Source organism: Pseudomonas sp. C5pp (assembly GCF_000814065.1).
Taxonomy (GTDB): Bacteria; Pseudomonadota; Gammaproteobacteria; order Pseudomonadales; family Pseudomonadaceae; genus Aquipseudomonas; species Aquipseudomonas asiatica.
The window spans coordinates 131,816-149,611 of sequence record NZ_JWLN01000001.1 but is presented as its reverse complement, the minus strand read 5'-3'; the positions used below and the strand labels follow the sequence as shown (position 1 = coordinate 149,611).

Below are 17,796 nucleotides of genomic sequence, written 5' to 3'. Positions count from 1 at the left end.
GTAATGTTTTTGTCACACGGGACCGCTAGGGTGTGCGCATGAATGATCTGGCCAATTCCAACATGACCCAAAACTCCCAGCCCGTGCGGATTGATTTCAATACGCCGGAGTTGCAACGCAAGCGCCGCATGCGCGCGCTAAAGGACCGCCTGACCCGCTGGTATGTACTGGTGGGCGGGCTTGCCGTATTGGCGGCTATCACCCTGATCTTCTTCTATCTGGCCTATGTGGTGCTGCCGCTGTTCCAGGGCGCCGAGCTGACCAGCAAGAAAGCCCTGGAGCCGACCTGGCTGCAACAGGATGCCGGCAAGCCGCTGATGATCGCGCTTGAAGAGCAGAACCTGGTGGGCATGCGTGTTTCGGACAAGGGCCAGGCACTGTTCTTCGATACCAAGACCGGTAACGAGCTCAAGCGTGTCGACCTGCCACTGCCGGCAGGCACCCAGGTCACTTCGATCAGTGCCGACCAGCCGGGCAGCCCGCTGGTGGTGCTGGGCTTGTCCAATGGCCAGGCGCTGGTGTTTCACCACACCTACAAGATCACCTACCCGGACAACAAGAAAACCATCGACCCCGGCATCGACTACCCGTACGGCGAGCAGCCGTTCGTGCTCGACGAGCAGGGGCGTGGGTTGGATCATGTCAGCGTAAACGTCAATGGCGACACCCTGCTGCTGGCCGGTTCCACCGGCGCGCACCTGCAGGTGGTCGAGTTGACCCGCACTGAAAACATGATGACCGAAGAGGTCACCACCGAGCAGAACCGCATCGAACTGCCGCAGATGACCGAAACGGTGAAGAACATCTTCATCGACCCGCGTCAGCAGTGGCTGTACGTGATCAACGGCCGCGCCACCGCGGACGTGTTCAACCTGCGCGACAAGAGCCTCAACGGCCGCTACAAGCTGTCTGAAAGCGCCGACACCGAAATTACCGCCACCGCCCAGCTGGTCGGCGGCATCTCGCTGATCATCGGCGATTCCAAGGGCGGCCTGGCCCAGTGGTTCATGGCACGTGACCCGGATGGCGAATCGCGCTTCAAGCTGATCCGCACCTTCCAGATGGGCAAGGCCGCGGTCGTGCAGATCGACGCCGAAGAGCGCCGCAAGGGCTTCGTCGCCCTCGACGCCGCAGGCGAGCTGGGCGTGTTCCACAGCACCGCGCACCGTACCCTGCTGGTCGAACCGGCCGCCGAAGGCCCTGGCATCCTGGCCCTGTCGCCACGTGCCAACCGCATCATCATCGAAGAAGGCGGCAAGCTGCTGCCACTTAGCCTGCGCAACCCGCACCCGGAAATTTCCTTCAGCGCGCTGTGGGGCAAGGTGTGGTACGAGAACTACGACGAGCCGAAATACGTCTGGCAATCGACCGCATCGAACACCGACTTCGAGCCCAAGCTAAGCCTGTCGCCGCTGACCTTCGGTACCCTCAAGGCTGCGTTCTACGCCATGATCCTGGCGGCCCCGCTGGCGATTGCCGCGGCCATCTACACCGCCTACTTCATGGCCCCGGGCATGCGCCGCAAGGTCAAGCCGGTGATCGAACTGATGGAAGCGATGCCGACGGTGATCCTCGGCTTCTTCGCCGGCCTGTTCCTGGCCCCGTACCTGGAAGGCCACCTGCCGGGCGTGTTCAGCCTGTTCCTGCTGATGCCGCTCGGTATCCTGCTGGCCGGCTTCGCCTGGACCCGCCTGCCCGAGTCGATCCGCCTGCGTATCCCGGATGGCTGGGAAGCGGCGATCCTGATCCCGGTCATCCTGTTCACCGGCTGGTTCGCCCTGACCATGAGCCCGCACCTCGAGAGCTGGTTCTTTGGCGGTGACATGCGCCTGTGGATCACCAACGACCTGGGGATAACCTACGACCAGCGCAATGCCCTGGTCGTGGGTATCGCCATGGGCTTCGCGGTCATCCCGAACATCTACTCCATCGCCGAAGACGCCGTGTTCAGCGTGCCGCGCAGCCTGACCCTGGGCTCCCTGGCCCTGGGAGCGACGCCATGGCAGACCCTGACTCGCGTGGTCATCCTCACCGCCAGCCCAGGTATCTTCTCGGCGCTGATGATCGGCATGGGCCGTGCGGTGGGCGAGACCATGATCGTGCTGATGGCCACCGGCAACACCCCGGTGATGGAGCTGAACCTGTTCGAGGGCATGCGCACCCTGGCCGCCAACGTGGCCGTGGAAATGCCGGAATCGGAAGTCGGCGGCAGCCACTACCGCGTGCTGTTCCTGGCCGCGTTGGTGCTGCTGATGTTCACCTTCATCATGAACACCTTGGCTGAGCTGATTCGCCAGCGTCTGCGCAAGAAATACTCGTCGCTTTGATAGAAAGGTAGCGATCCGTGAAAAAGGATTCCCTCAAAGGCTGGTTCAAGAGCGGCGCCCCAGGCGTCTGGATGAGCGGCGGCGCGGTGGCCATGGCAGTGATCATGACCGTTGGCCTGCTGGCGGTGATTGCCGTACGCGGCCTGGGCCACTTCTGGCCGGCCGATCTTGTCCAGGCTACCTACAAGGTGCCGGGCCAGGCCGACCATGTCGTCATTGGCGAAGTGGTGCAAAAGGAAGAAGTACCCCGTGCCCGTCTGAAGGGCGCCGGCCTGCCAGTGCCTGACCAAGGCCCGGAGTTCATGACCCGTGAGCTGATCAAGGTGGGCAACCGCGACCTCAACGGCAGCGACTTCACTTGGGTGGTCGGCGACTGGCTGGTCGACGAAAGGCACCCGACCGACCTGGTCGCCCTGGAGCGCCGCGAGTGGGGCAACTTCTACGGCTACCTGGTCAGCGTCAAGGAAGAAGGCCGCGTGGTCGCCGAAGGCGCTGCGGCCTGGGCCGAGCTGCAGGCCCGCCTCAAGCGTGCCAACCAGCTCAACAGCGAACTGCAAAGCCTCGAAAAGAAAGACATCGGTGCCATCAACCATGGCCTCGAGCGCCTGCGTCTGCAAGCGCGCAAGCTGGAGCTGGACGGCAAGCTGGACGCCGCCGCCCAGGCCGACATGGACGCCGAGCGCGCCGAGCTGAACAGTCGCTACAAGGCCATCGAAGACCGCCTGACCGGTCTGCACCAGGCCTTCGCCCGCGACAGCCTGGTGGCCCGTGATGGCAACGGCCGTGAAGTGGAAATCAACCTCAGCAAGGTGGTGCACGCCATCCAGCCTAACGCCATGTCGGGGTTCACCAAGCTGGGCACCTACTTCACCAAGGTCTGGGAGTTCCTCAGCGATGACCCGCGTGAAGCCAACACCGAGGGCGGTATCTTCCCGGCCATCTTCGGTACTGTGATGATGACCCTGATCATGGCCGTGATCGTCACCCCGTTCGGTGTGCTGGCTGCCGTGTACCTGCGCGAATACGCCAGACAGGGCCCGGTGACCCGCTTGATCCGCATCGCGGTGAACAACCTGGCTGGTGTACCCGCGATCGTCTACGGCGTGTTCGGCCTGGGCTTCTTCGTCTACGTGCTGGGTGGCTCGATCGACCGCCTGTTCTTCCCCGAAGCACTGCCGGCGCCAACCCTGGGTACCCCAGGCCTGTTGTGGGCATCGCTGACCCTGGCGCTGCTGGCCGTGCCGGTGGTGATCGTGGCCACCGAGGAAGGCCTGGCGCGTATCCCGCGCACAGTGCGCGAAGGCTCGCTGGCCCTGGGCGCTACCAAGGCCGAGACCCTGTGGAAGATCGTCCTGCCGATGGCCAGCCCGGCGATGATGACCGGCATGATCCTCGCCGTGGCCCGCGCCGCCGGTGAAGTGGCGCCGCTGATGCTGGTGGGTGTGGTAAAGCTGGCTCCATCCCTGCCGGTGGACGGGAACTACCCGTACCTGCACCTGGACCAGAAAATCATGCACCTGGGCTTCCATATCTATGACGTCGGCTTCCAGAGCCCCAACGTAGAAGCCGCGCGGCCGCTGGTATACGCCACGGCGTTGCTGCTGGTGCTGGTGATCGCGGCCCTCAACCTCTCGGCCGTGTGGATCCGTAACCACCTGCGCGAGAAGTACAAGGCACTCGACAGCTGATCCTGATTGCAAGCGTGCCGCCCGTGAAACGGGCGGCCCTTAGAAACGAATTGTTAGCGTATGGAGTTGACCATGCAGCAAGAATCCCATACCCACGGCATCGACATGTCTGCCCTGGGCCGCGACAAGCAGAGCCTGCGCCTGGCCGAAGAAACCGTAGCCATCGAAGTGCCGGGCCTGAGCCTGTTCTACGGTGACAAACAAGCGCTGTTCGATGTGCAGATGAACATTCCCAAGCAGCGCGTGACCGCCTTTATCGGCCCGTCCGGCTGCGGCAAGTCGACCCTGCTGCGCACCTTCAACCGCATGAACGATCTGGTTGATGGTTGCCGCGTGGAAGGCGCCATCAACCTGTATGGCAATAACATCTACCGCAAGGGCGAAGACGTGGCCGAGCTGCGCCGTCGTGTGGGCATGGTGTTCCAGAAACCCAACCCGTTCCCAAAGACCATCTACGAAAACGTGGTGTACGGCCTGCGCATCCAGGGCATCAACAAGAAGCGCGTGCTGGACGAAGCGGTCGAATGGGCGCTGAAGGGCGCGGCACTGTGGGACGAGGTGAAGGACCGCCTGCACGATTCGGCACTGGGCCTGTCCGGTGGTCAGCAGCAGCGTCTGGTCATCGCCCGCACCATCGCCGTGGAGCCGGAAGTGCTGCTGCTCGACGAACCGTGCTCGGCACTGGACCCGATCTCGACCCTGAAAGTCGAGGAACTGATCTACGAATTGAAATCCAAGTACACCATCGTCATCGTGACCCACAACATGCAGCAGGCGGCCCGTGTTTCGGACTACACCGCGTTCATGTACATGGGCAAGCTGGTCGAATTCGGGGATACCGACACCCTGTTCACCAACCCGGCGAAGAAACAGACCGAAGACTACATCACCGGTCGCTACGGCTAAGCCTGGCCAGCCAGGGCACGACATGAACTACTTGAAGCTTGCAGCTTCTTCGCGGAGCGAACGATGATCAACAAAGAAAGCCTTACGCATCACATTTCCCAGCAGTTCAACGCCGAGCTCGAAGAGGTGCGTAGCCACCTGCTGGCCATGGGCGGCCTGGTCGAAAAACAGGTCAACGACGCAGTCACTGCGCTGATCGAAGCCGACTCGGGCCTGGCCCAGCAAGTGCGCGAAGTCGACGAGCAGATCAACCAGATGGAGCGCAACATCGACGAGGAGTGCCTGCGCATCCTCGCCCGTCGTCAGCCGGCGGCCTCCGACCTGCGTCTGATCATCAGCATCTCCAAGTCGGTGATCGACCTGGAGCGCATCGGTGACGAGTCGACCAAGATCGCCCGCCGCGCCATCCAGCTGTGCGAGGAAGGCGAGTCACCGCGCGGCTATGTCGAGGTGCGCCACATCGGCGACCAGGTACGCAACATGGTCCGCGACGCGCTGGATGCCTTTGCCCGCTTTGACGCCGACCTGGCGCTATCGGTGGCCCAGTACGACAAGACCATCGACCGCGAATACAAGACCGCCCTGCGTGAGCTGGTGACCTACATGATGGAAGACCCGCGCTCGATCTCGCGGGTACTGAGCGTGATCTGGGTCCTGCGTTCGCTGGAGCGTATCGGCGACCATGCGCGCAATATCTCCGAGCTGGTGATCTATCTGGTGCGCGGCACCGACGTGCGTCACATGGGCCTCAAGCGCATGACGGCAGAAGTGCAAGGCACTGCTGTTTCCGACGGCGAAAACGCTAATGTTCCGGCTGAACCTGACGATAAGTAAGGTTGCTCCCGAGCATCGACGCCCGGCCTTGGCCGGGCGTTTTCGTTTGCGGTCGAGGAGCCGGCAGGCACCCGCGAACGATGTGAAGAAGTCCCGGCGTGACCAGGTTGTAGCAAGTGGCCATTATTCGGCGGTAGGCTAGTCGGGATTCAGAAGGAGTATCGATGAGTAAAGTGAATGTGCTGGTCGTGGATGACGCCCCGTTTATCCGTGATCTGGTCCGCAAATGCCTGCGCAATGCCTTTCCGGGCATGACCATCGACGACGCCGTCAACGGTCGCAAGGCAATGGCCATGCTGGGCAAGGAAGCGTTCGACCTGGTTCTGTGCGACTGGGAAATGCCGGAAATGTCCGGCCTGGAACTGCTCACCTGGTGCCGCCAGCAGCCTGAGTTGAAGAACCTGCAATTCATCATGGTGACCAGCCGTGGCGACAAGGAAAACGTCATCCAGGCGATTCAGGCGGGCGTTTCCGATTTTGTCGGCAAGCCGTTCACCAACGAGCAGTTGCTGACCAAGGTGAAAAAGGCCCTGACCAAGGTCGGCAAGCTCGACAGCCTGATGTCCAGCGGCCCGGCACGGGTCAACTCGGCGTTCGCCAATGACTCGCTGAATGCGCTGACAGCCGGCAAGCCTGAAGCGGTGAAGGTCGCGGCGCCAGCTCCGGCACCTGCAACCGCACCCGCCAGGCCAGTGGCCAATGCCCCCCGGCCCGCCACTCCCGCGCCGACCGGTCGTGGCCAGGGCCAGTTGCGCCTGGCCGGCGGCATGCAGCCGTGCGTGATCAAGGCGCTGAGCCTGAAGGAGGCGCTGCTGGTGGTGCGCCGTGGCGAAGCGCTTCCCCAAGTACTGGAAGGCGCAGTGTTGGACCTGGAACAGGGCGAGAGCGCCGAAGTTGCGCGCCTGAACGGCTACCTGCATGCCGTCGCGGCACTTGAGCCCAAGCCCGACAGCGATTGGTTGCAACTGACCTTCAAGTTCGTCGATCAGGATGCCCAGAAGCTCGACTACCTGTCGCGGCTGATTGCCCGCGGGACGGCGCAGAAGCATTTCACCCCGGGCGCCTGACCGCAGCCTCACACCGCACTTTTTGTAGGAGCAGCCTTGTGCTGCGAATGGGCTGCAAAGCAGCCCCCAGGTATCAATGCCGCCGCAAGCATTGCCGGGGCTGCTCCGCAGCCCATTCGCAGCACAAGGCTGCTCCTACAAAACGCTGCGCAACCCCGGGCCATCCGACCAACTGTCATACCCGTCGCAAAACCCCCTGCTAGGCTTCGACAAACCATAACTGTCAAAAAGCCACTATCATGCCCGCCCGCCTGCTGCTGTTCTGTGCATTGCTCATGGCCTCGGCGTCGAGCCTGGGCATGACCATTTACGAGATCACCGATGATGGCCGTGTGACCTCCTATTCCGACCGGCCCGGCCCCGGTGCCAAAACCTTTGTGCGGCGCGTACCTATGGTCGAGGTGCCCGAAGGCCAGGTTCTGCTGAACGCGATAACCTTCAACGGCGGCGTGAGCTTTTCGGCCCGCAACCAGCTACACGTGCCAGTGGAGGTGGAGTTGCGCCTGGACAACCTGGTGAACGCACAAGGTGGCAATGCCCCGCGTACCGTGCGCCGCGTACTGCCGCCGCGCACCACGCAAATGCTCAGCGTGCTCAGGGGGCGCCCCGGGATGCTGCTGAACTACCGCTCGACCCTGCTACAGGCCATGGGCGACCCGGGCAAGCGGCCCCAGGGCTTCCGCTATGCATTCCCCTGGATTGGCGGGCCGTTCCGCGTGACTCAGGGCCCCAATGGCCGGGTCAGTCATTTTGGGCCCAAGGGGCGTTACGCCATGGACATCGCCATGCCCGAAGGCACCACCATCATCGCGGCGCGGGAAGGGGTGGTGGTGAAGACGGAGAACAGCCAGAGCGGGCGCGGCCCCAACCCCTCGGGCAATTTCGTCAGGATCCTGCACCCGGATGGCACCATGGGCGTCTACCTGCACCTGATGCGCGGTTCGGTGGTGGTGGCAGAGGGGCAACGGGTGCGGCAGGGGCAGATGCTGGCCAAGTCGGGCAATACCGGCAACAGCACCGGGCCGCACCTGCATTTCGTGGTACAGCGCAATGTGGGGTTGGCGCTGGAATCGATACCTTATCGGTTCGACAGGCCGATCGGAGGGTTGCCTGACTTCACTGCGGGTAACCCTTGAGATTTTTGGGGCTGCTTTGCAGCCCCCTGGCCCTCAATCCAGCTTGAGCACCTTGGCCAGCACGATCTTCGGCCCTTTCATCTTCTTGATGATGATGCGCAGCCCTTCGACCTCCAGCACTTCCTCTTCTTCAGGCACGCGCTTGAGCGTCTCGTAGACCAGACCGGCGAGGGTTTCCGCCTCGATATGGTCAAGGTCGACGCCCAGCAGGCGCTCGACCTTGAACAGCGGCGTGTCGCCACGCACCAGCAGCTTGCCCGGCTGGTAGGCGAGGATGCCGCGCTCGGTCTTGCGGTGCTCGTCCTGGATATCGCCCACTAGCACTTCCAGCACGTCTTCCATGGTCAGGTAGCCAATCACCTTGCCATCGGCTTCCTCCACCAGCACGAAGTGCGCGCCGCCCTTGCGGAACTGCTCCAGTAACTGCGCCAGCGGCATGTGCCGCGACACGCGCTCCAGCGGCCTGGCCAGGTCGTCGAGGTCGATGGTTTCGGGCAAGTGCTCGAGTTCGGCCAGTTCCAGCAGCAGGTCCTTGATATGCAGCAGGCCGGTGAACTCCTCACGCTCGGCGTCATACACCGGGTAGCGGCTGAACTTGTGGCGGCGTACCAGCGCCAGGATCTGCTTCAACGGCGCATGGGCGTCGATGCTGACCATGTCCTCGCGCGAGTTGGCCCAGTCGACCACCTCCAGCTCGCCCATTTCCACGGCAGAGGCCAGCACGCGCATGCCCTGGTCGCTCGGGTCCTGGCCACGGCTGGAGTGCAGGATCAGCTTGAGTTCTTCACGGCTGTAGTGGTGCTCGTGATGCGGGCCGGGCTCGCCCTGGCCAGCAATGCGCAGGATGGTGTTGGCGCTGGCATTGAGCAGGTAGATGGCCGGGTACATCACCCAGTAGAACAGGTACAGCGGCACGGCGGTCCACAGCGACAGCAGCTCTGGCTTGCGGATGGCCCAGGACTTGGGCGCCAGCTCACCGACCACGATGTGCAGGTACGAAATGACGAAGAAGGCGACGAAGAACGAGATCGCCTTGATCAGCTCGGGCGTGTCCACGCCAAGGTATGCCAGCAGCGGCTCGAGCAGGTGGGCGAACGCCGGTTCACCGACCCAGCCCAGGCCCAGCGAGGCGAGGGTGATCCCCAGCTGGCAGGCCGACAGGTAGGCGTCGAGCTGGTTGTGTACTTTGCGCAGGATGCTGCCACGCCAGCCATGCAACTCGGCGATGGACTCGACGCGGGTAGCGCGCAGCTTGACCATGGCGAACTCGGCGGCAACGAAGAAGCCGTTGAGCAGCACCAGGAGCAAGGCAAAGATGATCATGCCGAAATCGGCGAATAACGAGGTGAGGCTGATACCAGGGGAAGGGTCCATGATGGAGTTTTTACGGGGTCCGTCTTCGAGATAGAGAGAAAAAAAGTGCCAGCTCTTGCTGGCACAGGGGGTCCAATGTAGCGGCTGGTGCGGTAAAAGCAAAGGGTGGCGGACTTATTGCGGTCCCTGTGGGAGCGGGCGTGCCCGCGAAGGGCTGCGCAGCAGCCCCGATCTCAAGCCTTGCCGTTGGCCAATTGGGCTGGTGCGAAGTGACAGGTAAACGTACTGCCATGCCCCGGCACGCTGCTGATCTCCAGTTTGCCGCGGTGGCGCATCAGCACATGCTTGACGATCGCCAGCCCCAGCCCGGTGCCCCCGGTATTCGACGCACGGCTGGAGTCGACCCGGTAGAAGCGCTCGGTCAGACGTGGCAAGTGCTTGGCATCGATGCCCACCCCCGAGTCCTGCACCGACAGGTGTGCGCCCTGGGCATCGGCCCACCAGCGAATCCGGATGCTGCCTTCGTCCTGGGTGTACTTGACCGCGTTGAACACCAGATTGGAAAAGGCACTGCGCAGCTCTGACTCGCTGCCCTTCAACTGTACACCGGGCGCGGCTTCAAGGGTGATGCGCTGTTTGCGGGGCCCGGACAGAGCCTGGGCGTCGTTCTTGATCGCGCAGAGCAAGGCATCGACCGCCACCGGGTGGTTGTCCGACGGATAGTCGGTGGCCTCAAGCTTGGCCAGCAGCAACAGGTCGTTGAGCAGTGTCTGCATGCGTGAGCCTTGCTGGCTCATCTGTTGCAGGGCTCGGCTCCAGCGCGGGTTCACGTCCTCGACGTTGTCCAGCAGGGTTTCCAGGTAGCCGGTGATGACCGTCAGCGGCGTGCGCAGCTCGTGGGACACGTTGGCGACGAAGTCCTTGCGCATCTGCTCCAGCTGGTGGATGCGGGTAACGTCGCGCACCAGCATCAGGTGCTCGTTGTTGCCGTAGCGGGTGATGTGCAACTGCACGCGCATGCGGTCGTTGATCGGCGAAGGGATTTCCAGCGGCTCGAGGTAGTTTCCCGCCTCGAAGTACTCCTTGAAGCGCGGGTGGCGCACCAGGTTGGTCACCTGCTGGCCGCCGTCCTGTGGGGTCTTGAAGCCCAGCAGGGTCTCGGCGGCGCGGTTCCACCATTCCAGGTTGCCATCGCTGTCGAGCATGATCACTGCGTCTCGCAGTGCGGCAGTAGACTCCTGCACCCTGTCGATCACCGCCTGCAGGCGGCCGCGTACACGCTGGTCGCGGCGTTGCAGGTGGTAGATGCTGTCGAACACCTCGCCCCACAGCCCGTAGCCATCGGGCGGTGCTTCGTCGGGTTGGTGGTTGCGCAGCCAGTCATGCAGGCGCAGCAGTTGCTTGAGGGTCCAGCCCAGGTAGAGCGCCAGGCCGATGGCCAGGCTCCAGCCATAGTAGCCACTGACCAGCCCACCGATCAGGCAGACGGTAATCAGCAGCAGCAGGTGGCGAATCAGGGTCGCGTGCCAGTTCTGGTTCAATTGACGGTCCTTGTACAACGACGTGCAGCTTGGCGCCTTTCAGCTCGATCAGCTCTTGGTCGAGAAGCGGTAGCCGGTGCCCCGGACGGTTTGTACCAGATTTTCGTAGGCTTCACCCAGCGCCTTGCGCAGGCGGCGGATGTGTACGTCGACGGTGCGTTCCTCGACATAGACGTTACCGCCCCATACCTGGTCCAGCAGTTGGCCACGGGTGTAGGCGCGCTCCTGGTGGGTCATGAAGAACTGCAGCAGACGGTATTCGGTAGGGCCCATCTCGGCTGGCTTGCCGTCGATGGTCACGCGGTGGCTGATCGGGTCGAGCAGCAGGCCACCGACTTCGATCGGTGCCTCGCTGTCGCTCGGGCCGGTGCGGCGCAGCACGGCTTTCAGGCGGGCGACCAGCTCGCGTGGTGAGAACGGCTTGGTGATGTAGTCGTCGGCACCCACTTCCAGGCCTTGGATCTTGTTGTCCTCTTCACCCTTGGCGGTGAGCATGATGATCGGGATGTCGCCGGTCAGCTCGTCGCGCTTGAGGCGGCGGGCCAACTCGATGCCGGAGGTGCCCGGCAGCATCCAGTCGAGCAGTATCAGGTCCGGTTTGCGGTCGACGATGATCGCGTGGGCCTGTTGGGAGTTTTCCGCTTCCAGGCAGTCATAGCCGGCCATTTCCAGGGCAACGGCGATCATCTCGCGAATTGGTGCTTCGTCGTCGACGATCAGAATGTTCCTGCCAACCATGCTCAAAACCTCTCCTGGATACGGTGTCTTGGCCCGCATTAGATAACGGAATTATTGCAGCTGTGTGACAGGGTGTTGGCCGTTCTGGCGACATTCCATGACTGAACTAGGCTTGAAAGGGCCGTAGTTGTGGCAACCAGAACTCAATCCCCCCGAAACAATGGTGAATCCAATGACACGACAAACGCTGAGCTGGATGGCCCTTTTCACTGCGCTGGCGCTCCCGGGGGTGGCCTTGGCCGACCATGCGATGGAGAAGGGCGGGATGTTGGTCGATCATGCCGGCATGACCCTGTACACCTTCGACAAGGATGCGGGCGGCAAGTCGATGTGCAATGGCGAATGCGCCAAAAACTGGCCGCCGCTGATGGTCCAGGCCAATGACGAACCGGCCAAGGACAAGTGGACAGTAGTGATGCGCGATGACGGCAGCAAGCAGTGGGCCTATGACGGCAAGCCGCTGTACACCTTCATCAAGGACAAAAAGGCCGGCGACATGACCGGTGACGGCATGAAGGACGTCTGGCACGTTGCCAAGCCTTGAGATTGCCGGGGCCGCTTTGCGGTCCATCGCCGGCAAGCCAGCTCTCACAGGTTATGCGCAAGCTGTGAAGGCAGCGCTGCACCTGTGGGAGCTGGCTTGCCGGCGATAGGGCCCTCAGCTTCAACGCAGTGCGTAATCCAGTACTACCCCGATAAACACCAGCATCCCCGCCCAGTGATTGTGTAGAAACGCCTTGAAGCACGACTCCCGGTCCAGCTTGCGCGTCGACCAGTACTCCCAGGCAAAGCACGCCGCCGCGCCCAGTAGCCCCAGGTGGAACCAGCCACCCAGCTCGAAGCGGCTGCCGGCCAGCAACAGGCAGCCCAGCGACAGCAGCTGCAAGGTCAGGATGATGGTGCGGTCGGCATCGCCGAACAGGATGGCGGTCGACTTCACGCCAATCTTCAGGTCGTCATCACGGTCGACCATGGCGTAGTAGGTGTCGTAGCCCACCGTCCACAGCAGGTTGGCGATGTACAGCAGCCAGGCGCTGGCCGGCAGCTCGCCACCCGCTGCGGTGAAGGCCATGGGAATGCCCCAGGAATACGCCGCCCCCAGCACCACCTGCGGGTAATAGGTGTAGCGCTTCATGAACGGGTAGCAGAACGCCAGAGCTACCGCACCGAACGACAGCCACACCGTGCGGCTGTTGGTGCACAGCACCAGCAGGAAGCTCACTCCGACCAGGATGGCGAACAGCGCCAATGCTTCGCGCGGGCGGACCCGGCCGCTGGCCAGGGGGCGGTCGGCGGTGCGTTTGACGTGGCCGTCCACCTTGCGGTCGGCAAAGTCGTTGATGCAGCAACCTGCGGCGCGCATCAGCACCACACCGAGGCCAAAGATCAGCACGTTGGCCAGGGTTGGTGAACCATTGCCAGCAATCCACACCGCCGACAAGGTCGGCCACAGCAGCAGGTAGATACCAATCGGCCGGTCCATGCGGCTGAGCTGGACAAAGTCCCAGGCCCGCGGGTGCAGGCGGTTGAGCGACTTCAGCAGTTGCATGTACATCAGCGGTTTTCCTCCTTGGCCGCTTGCCACAATGCCGGCAGGAACACCTCTGCCACCAGCAGGTCCAGGCCGCCACGTTCGAAGCGCGACCGGCGGCCCCACAGCGCAGTATGGGCGGCTTCGCTCGGCAGCCAGGCCTGTGGATAACTGCACACCTCGATGGGGTGGCGGATGAATGCCTGATCGCAGAACAGCAACTCGCCCAGCGAACGGCTGCCCAAGGTTTCCAGGTCCAGCCCGCCGCGCTCCAGGGCGCTGCGGCTGGCGACGCTGCGGGCGAACACCCAGGGTTGGCCATGGCCGCGCAGGTACACCTCGCGCACCCAGCCTTCGGCACCGGCGGCGATGCCCAGTGCCTGGCATTCGTCATCGCGCAGCGGTTGCCAGCCCTCGAATAGCGGCGTGACGGAGAAGTGATCGTTGGACAGGCGGGTCAGGCGACGGGTCAGCGAGCCCTCGTCGAACAGCCAGTCAAGGGTGGGCTGGTCGATGTCGGTCGCCAGCCGTGAATACGGCAGCCACGCGACAGCGGCTGCTTGCGGGGATTCGTACGACACGTCGGTCTGCTTGTTACAACCAGAGAGGCGGCGAGCTTAGCATGATTGCCCGGACTGCTTGCATACTGCTGACAGGGCCGCTACAAAGCCCCACGAATTGAGCGCAGGCTTCGTCGCGGGTAAACCCGTTCCCACAGGCTACGCGGTCGCTGTAGGAGCGGGTTCACCCGCGAAGAGGCCATCAGCAGCAACACAAAGCTCCAGCTTGAACCGAGGAAAAAGACCTGATGAAGAAGTGGCAATGTATTGTCTGTGGCCTGATCTACGACGAAGCCGAAGGCTGGCCAGACGACGGCATCGCCCCCGGCACACGCTGGGAAGACGTGCCTGAAGATTGGCTATGCCCCGACTGCGGCGTGGGCAAGAGCGACTTTGAAATGATCTCCATCGGCTAATCGAGGAAAGCACGACATGACGTCCCCTGTGGTAATCATCGGTACCGGCCTTGCGGGCTACAACCTGGCCCGTGAATTTCGCAAGCTCGATGCGCAGACGCCGCTGCTGCTGATCACCGCCGATGACGGTCGTTCCTACTCCAAGCCCATGCTGTCCACCGGCTTTGCCAAGCAGAAGGACGCCGACGGCCTGAGCATGGCCGAGCCGGGCGCCATGGCCGAGCAACTGAATGCCGAGATTCGCACCCATACCCGCATCAGCGGCATCGACCCGGGTCACAAGCGTTTGTGGATAGGTGAAGAGGCGGTGGAGTACCGCGATCTGGTGCTGGCCTGGGGGGCGCAGACGGTGCAGGTGCCGATCGAAGGTGATGGCGGCGATCGAGTGTTCCCGATCAACGACCTGGAAGACTACGCGCGCTTCCGTGCCGCCGCCGTCGGCAAACAGCGTGTCTTGATCCTCGGTGCCGGCCTGATCGGCTGCGAATTCGCCAACGACATGAGCCTGGGCGGCTTCCAGGTCGATGTGGTGGCGCCGTGCGAGCAAGTCATGCCGACCCTGCTGCACCCGGCTGCTGCCACTGCCGTGCAGGCCGGGCTGGAAGGCCTGGGCGTGCGCTTTCACCTCGGCCCGGTACTGACCCGCCTGCAGCAGGTGGCGCAGGGCCTGGAGGCGCACTTGTCCGACGGCAGCGTGATCGCCTGCGACCTGGTGGTTTCAGCCATCGGCCTGCGCCCGCGCACCGACCTGGCTGCCGCTGCTGGCCTGCAGACCAACCGCGGCGTTTGCGTGGACCGCCAGTTGCGCACGTCCCACTCCAACATCTTTGCCCTTGGCGACTGTGCCGAAGTCGATGGCATCAACCTGCTTTATGTGATGCCGCTGATGAGCTGTGCCCGGGCCCTGGCGCAAACCCTGGCCGGCAAGCCGACAACGGTCGCCTACGGGCCGATGCCGATCACCGTGAAAACCCCGGCCTGCCCGCTGGTGGTCTCGCCGCCGCCCCAGGGCCACGAAGGCACCTGGCAGGTAGAGGGGCAGGGCAGTGACCTCAAGGTGCTCTGCCTTGATGCAGAGGGCAAGCTGCTGGGCTACGCCCTCACCGGGGCGGCCGTGATGGAAAAGCTGGCCCTGAATCGCCAGCTGCCGGCCCTGATGGCGTAAATAGCTGGCGTTCTGTCGGATTTATCCTGTTGTTGCTTGCACAATGGCCGCCCAGATACTGGCGCGGCCCCTGTGCACGTGCCATCCTCACTTCCGTCTGCCGCAGATTAGAGCCTGCGGTGCCTTGAGCGCTGCTCCCAGGGCAGCACGGCATAACAACAAGAATTCCGTCAAAGAGGCTTCACTATGCGCAAACCAGAACTCGCCGCCGTCATCGCCGAAAAGGCCGATCTGACCAAGGAAAAGGCCAATCAGGTTTTGAACGCGATTCTCGACAGCATCACGGGTGCCCTGGACAAGGACACCGTGACCCTGGTCGGTTTCGGCACCTTCGAAAAACGTCATCGCGGTGCGCGTACCGGCAAGAACCCGCAAACCGGTGAACCGGTCAAGATCAAGGCCAGCAATACCGTGGCTTTCAAACCAGGCAAGAATTTGCGCGACAGCGTCAACGCCCCCGTCAAGTCGGCCAAGAAAGGCAAGTGATCGCTCCCTGACAACCCCAGTGTCAGCCAAGCGGGCGCCTCAGGGCGCCCGTTGTGCTTTCTGCAGGCAAAATGTTTCGAACTTGCATAAATAGTTCTGGAAAAGGATAGACTGCGCGCCTTAGTCACTTTTAATTCGAGGCGCGTTGATGAAGTTCCGCTTTCTTCTCTGGGCCATGGGGCTTTTGATGGCCAGGGCCAGCCGCAACAACCCGGCGTTCCAGCAGCAGCTCAAGGGCAAGGACCTGGTGTTCCAGATGCAGACCCTGGACGGCAAGGTCGCCCGGCACTTCATAGTCAACAACGAACGCATCAGCAGCAAGGGCGGTGCGCACCCGCAGCCAGCGTTCGCCATCGCCTTCAAGGACGCTGCCTATGGTTTCACCACCATGCAGGCAGGTAACAAGCAATTGGCGTTCATGCAGGGGATTCAGGACAAGCACATCCAGATCAAGGGCAACCCGGCGCTGGTGATGTGGTTCCAGGGGTTGATGAAGTACCTGAAGCCGAAGAAGAAGGGCTGAAACTCAATAGGCCTGCTGACTCATACCCTGTGGGAGCGGGTTTACCCGCGAACACCGGCAACGCCGGTGCCATGCACCGCGTCGCGATCTTCGCGGGTAAACCCGCTCCCACAGGGGCCAATCATGTCAGTGAGGTGCGTGGAACTGCGAAGCCAGCTCACGCAGCAGGCTCTCTGCTTCGAGCACCTTGTTCACCACATCCTCGGCCTTGTCCCGGGTAATCCCCAGCCGTTCCAGCAATTCGTCTGGAATCTCCTGCTGTGGCCCCGAGCCAATCCCTCGCGAGCGCAGCAGGCGGGTGGCCAGGCACACCAAGTTGGGGAACGCCGAAAACTCGCCTTCATAGGCCGGGTCGTGCTGGAAGCGCAGTGCGGCGGACAGTTCTTCCGGCATGTCCCACAGCTTCATCAACCAGGCACCGATCTGCTCGCGGCTGATGCCCAGCAGGTGTTGTTCCACATAGGTGTGGCACAGGTGCGGGTTGACCTCCAGGTGGCGGCAGATCAGTGAGAAGTGCGGCGGGAATACGTGCGCCAACAGCAAATAGCCAAAGTTGTGCAGCAGCCCGGCCAGGTAGGTCAGGCCGGCCTCGGGGCGCTCGGCCCGTGGCATGGCGCGGGTCAGGCCTTCGATGATCGCGGCGGTGTAGATCGACTGCTGCCAGTACGGCGTGGCCTGCTGGGGGTGGTCTTTCGGCAGGCTCAGGGTCTTGCCCAGCGCCAGGCCCAGGGCCAGGTTGATCACCAGGTCGAAGCCCAGCACACGCACGATGGCGTCTTCCACCGAGCGGATCTTGCCAGGTGAGGCGTAGTAGGGCGATGCCGCCCAGCTCACCACCTGTGCCGCCAGCGCCGGGTCGGTTTCGACCACGCCGGTGATATCGTCGATGCTGGCGTTGGGGTCTACCCGTAGCTTGATGATCTTTTGCGCGGTGTCGGCCAGCGGCGGGATTTCGATGGTTTCTTCCAGGCGCTTCTGGATGCGCCGGGCAGTGAAGGCCTGGACGGCGTTGGTGATTTCCCGGGTGTCATCATCGGGGCGGTCGAGGTTGGGGCTGATTGCCTCGACTTCCTGGCCGAAGCTGCTGGCGCTGGCCTTGGCCAGCATGCGCTTGAAGTGCGCGCGTTCGATTTCCAGCAGCAGGCCGGCTTCGCCAGACTGGATAAACACGGTTTCAGCGTCTAGCAGGCTCTTTTCGTACTGGCACGGCGAGCTGGTCAGCGCCGGGATGCCCGGCAGGGCCTTGAGCTGGTGCTTGTCCAGCATCTGCTTCAGGCGAGGCACCGACACCGCAGTGAGCTTGCGCCCGGTCAGTTCGGCCAGGCGGTTGAGGTCCAGCAGCTGGCTCTGCGGGAACAGCACCATCAGGGCGCCGACCTCGTCGTCGAGCAGCACGGCCTGTACCCGCGACGCTGCCGGCAGGTGCGGATGTTCGACCACCTCGCGGTAGGCCACGCCGAGTTTGTCGAGCAGCAGCCGGATGACCGAGGGAGCGTGTGGGGTTGCGGTGTCCAGGGCAACTTCAGTCATGGTCCGTATCCACTGATTCCTTTAAACGCGAAGT

General features: G+C 62.9%; 17 protein-coding genes. 11 read left to right on the top strand and 6 right to left on the bottom strand.

Features of this window, described 5'->3' with window-relative positions:
* Window positions 1-38: 38 nt before the first annotated feature.
* From RR51_RS00680 to RR51_RS00655, 6 genes are all read left to right on the top strand, one after another.
* Entirely contained in the window at window positions 39-2,327 is a 2,289-nt protein-coding gene (locus RR51_RS00680) for an ABC transporter permease subunit (protein ID WP_039612347.1), read from the top strand.
* A gap of 71 nt (window positions 2,328-2,398) precedes the next feature.
* Window positions 2,399-4,015, top strand: a complete 1,617-nt coding sequence (gene pstA, locus RR51_RS00675) for a phosphate ABC transporter permease PstA (protein WP_170977512.1) — start codon at window positions 2,399-2,401, stop codon at window positions 4,013-4,015.
* Between the two features lie 72 nt (window positions 4,016-4,087).
* Window positions 4,088-4,921, top strand: coding sequence for a phosphate ABC transporter ATP-binding protein PstB (gene pstB, locus RR51_RS00670; protein WP_003258171.1), 834 nt, complete (start codon window positions 4,088-4,090; stop codon window positions 4,919-4,921).
* 63 nt (window positions 4,922-4,984) lie between these two features.
* Window positions 4,985-5,755 (top strand): phosphate signaling complex protein PhoU, encoded by a 771-nt coding sequence (gene phoU, locus RR51_RS00665; RefSeq protein WP_013974818.1) that lies wholly within the window; start codon window positions 4,985-4,987, stop codon window positions 5,753-5,755.
* A 164-nt stretch (window positions 5,756-5,919) separates the two neighbouring features.
* A complete protein-coding gene (locus tag RR51_RS00660; RefSeq protein WP_039612345.1) occupies window positions 5,920-6,822 on the top strand; it encodes a response regulator in 903 nt (300 codons plus the stop codon).
* A gap of 239 nt (window positions 6,823-7,061) precedes the next feature.
* Window positions 7,062-7,958 (top strand): M23 family metallopeptidase, encoded by an 897-nt coding sequence (locus tag RR51_RS00655; RefSeq protein WP_013974816.1) that lies wholly within the window; start codon window positions 7,062-7,064, stop codon window positions 7,956-7,958.
* A gap of 33 nt (window positions 7,959-7,991) precedes the next feature.
* On the opposite strand, the gene RR51_RS00650 is transcribed toward RR51_RS00655, so the two are convergent.
* The 3 genes from RR51_RS00650 to phoB form a co-directional block, all read right to left on the bottom strand.
* A complete protein-coding gene (locus tag RR51_RS00650; protein ID WP_013974815.1) occupies window positions 7,992-9,332 on the bottom strand; it encodes a hemolysin family protein in 1,341 nt (446 codons plus the stop codon).
* Between the two features lie 173 nt (window positions 9,333-9,505).
* Window positions 9,506-10,813: a phosphate regulon sensor histidine kinase PhoR gene (phoR, locus tag RR51_RS00645; RefSeq protein ID WP_023661986.1), complete on the bottom strand. Its 1,308-nt coding sequence runs from the start codon at window positions 10,811-10,813 to the stop codon at window positions 9,506-9,508.
* A 48-nt stretch (window positions 10,814-10,861) separates the two neighbouring features.
* Window positions 10,862-11,551, bottom strand: coding sequence for a phosphate regulon transcriptional regulator PhoB (gene phoB, locus RR51_RS00640; RefSeq protein WP_003253341.1), 690 nt, complete (start codon window positions 11,549-11,551; stop codon window positions 10,862-10,864).
* Between the two features lie 172 nt (window positions 11,552-11,723).
* Between phoB and RR51_RS00635 the strand changes: the two genes are divergently transcribed.
* Window positions 11,724-12,095, top strand: a complete 372-nt coding sequence (locus RR51_RS00635; RefSeq protein ID WP_039612344.1) for a COG4315 family predicted lipoprotein — start codon at window positions 11,724-11,726, stop codon at window positions 12,093-12,095.
* A 120-nt stretch (window positions 12,096-12,215) separates the two neighbouring features.
* Here the strand turns inward: RR51_RS00635 and ubiA are convergent, their stop codons facing one another.
* Together ubiA and RR51_RS00625 are read right to left on the bottom strand one after the other, a co-directional pair.
* On the bottom strand, window positions 12,216-13,106 hold the full coding sequence (ubiA, locus tag RR51_RS00630; RefSeq protein ID WP_013974811.1) for a 4-hydroxybenzoate octaprenyltransferase: 891 nt from the start codon (window positions 13,104-13,106) through the stop codon (window positions 12,216-12,218).
* Complete coding sequence (locus RR51_RS00625; protein WP_015272344.1) at window positions 13,106-13,663, bottom strand: chorismate--pyruvate lyase family protein; 558 nt, start codon at window positions 13,661-13,663, stop codon at window positions 13,106-13,108. The genes ubiA and RR51_RS00625 overlap by 1 nt, the downstream gene beginning before the upstream one ends.
* A 227-nt stretch (window positions 13,664-13,890) precedes the next feature.
* Between RR51_RS00625 and RR51_RS00620 the strand changes: the two genes are divergently transcribed.
* The 4 genes from RR51_RS00620 (at window position 13,891) to RR51_RS00605 (ending at window position 16,232) form a co-directional block, all read left to right on the top strand.
* Entirely contained in the window at window positions 13,891-14,058 is a 168-nt protein-coding gene (locus RR51_RS00620) for a rubredoxin (protein ID WP_003253349.1), read from the top strand.
* Window positions 14,059-14,074: 16 nt separating this feature from the next.
* A complete protein-coding gene (locus tag RR51_RS00615; RefSeq protein WP_039612343.1) occupies window positions 14,075-15,223 on the top strand; it encodes an NAD(P)/FAD-dependent oxidoreductase in 1,149 nt (382 codons plus the stop codon).
* A gap of 186 nt (window positions 15,224-15,409) precedes the next feature.
* Window positions 15,410-15,709 carry an HU family DNA-binding protein gene (locus tag RR51_RS00610; protein ID WP_003258182.1) on the top strand — a complete coding sequence of 100 codons (300 nt, stop codon included), beginning with the start codon at window positions 15,410-15,412 and terminating at the stop codon, window positions 15,707-15,709.
* Window positions 15,710-15,857: 148 nt separating this feature from the next.
* Window positions 15,858-16,232: a helicase gene (locus RR51_RS00605; protein WP_003258183.1), complete on the top strand. Its 375-nt coding sequence runs from the start codon at window positions 15,858-15,860 to the stop codon at window positions 16,230-16,232.
* 126 nt (window positions 16,233-16,358) lie between these two features.
* Here RR51_RS00605 and RR51_RS00600 read toward each other — a convergent pair whose 3' ends face one another.
* Window positions 16,359-17,762: an aminoacyl-tRNA deacylase and HDOD domain-containing protein gene (locus tag RR51_RS00600; protein ID WP_039612342.1), complete on the bottom strand. Its 1,404-nt coding sequence runs from the start codon at window positions 17,760-17,762 to the stop codon at window positions 16,359-16,361.
* Between the last annotated feature and the right edge of the window lie 34 nt (window positions 17,763-17,796).

Excerpts from the sequence above, each read along its gene's own strand:
- RR51_RS00635 (WP_039612344.1), top strand. The coding sequence starts at position 11,724 with ATGACACGACAAACGCTGAGCTGGATGGCCCTTTTCACTGCGCTGGCG.
- pstB (WP_003258171.1), top strand. The coding sequence starts at position 4,088 with ATGCAGCAAGAATCCCATACCCACGGCATCGACATGTCTGCCCTGGGC.
- pstA (WP_170977512.1), top strand. The coding sequence starts at position 2,399 with ATGAGCGGCGGCGCGGTGGCCATGGCAGTGATCATGACCGTTGGCCTG.
- RR51_RS00610 (WP_003258182.1), top strand. The coding sequence starts at position 15,410 with ATGCGCAAACCAGAACTCGCCGCCGTCATCGCCGAAAAGGCCGATCTG.
- RR51_RS00655 (WP_013974816.1), top strand. The coding sequence starts at position 7,062 with ATGCCCGCCCGCCTGCTGCTGTTCTGTGCATTGCTCATGGCCTCGGCG.
- RR51_RS00605 (WP_003258183.1), top strand. The coding sequence starts at position 15,858 with ATGAAGTTCCGCTTTCTTCTCTGGGCCATGGGGCTTTTGATGGCCAGG.
- ubiA (WP_013974811.1), bottom strand. The coding sequence starts at position 13,106 with ATGTACATGCAACTGCTGAAGTCGCTCAACCGCCTGCACCCGCGGGCC.
- RR51_RS00660 (WP_039612345.1), top strand. The coding sequence starts at position 5,920 with ATGAGTAAAGTGAATGTGCTGGTCGTGGATGACGCCCCGTTTATCCGT.
- RR51_RS00600 (WP_039612342.1), bottom strand. The coding sequence starts at position 17,762 with ATGACTGAAGTTGCCCTGGACACCGCAACCCCACACGCTCCCTCGGTC.
- phoB (WP_003253341.1), bottom strand. The coding sequence starts at position 11,551 with ATGGTTGGCAGGAACATTCTGATCGTCGACGACGAAGCACCAATTCGC.
- RR51_RS00620 (WP_003253349.1), top strand. The coding sequence starts at position 13,891 with ATGAAGAAGTGGCAATGTATTGTCTGTGGCCTGATCTACGACGAAGCC.
- RR51_RS00680 (WP_039612347.1), top strand. The coding sequence starts at position 39 with ATGAATGATCTGGCCAATTCCAACATGACCCAAAACTCCCAGCCCGTG.
- RR51_RS00615 (WP_039612343.1), top strand. The coding sequence starts at position 14,075 with ATGACGTCCCCTGTGGTAATCATCGGTACCGGCCTTGCGGGCTACAAC.
- phoU (WP_013974818.1), top strand. The coding sequence starts at position 4,985 with ATGATCAACAAAGAAAGCCTTACGCATCACATTTCCCAGCAGTTCAAC.
- RR51_RS00650 (WP_013974815.1), bottom strand. The coding sequence starts at position 9,332 with ATGGACCCTTCCCCTGGTATCAGCCTCACCTCGTTATTCGCCGATTTC.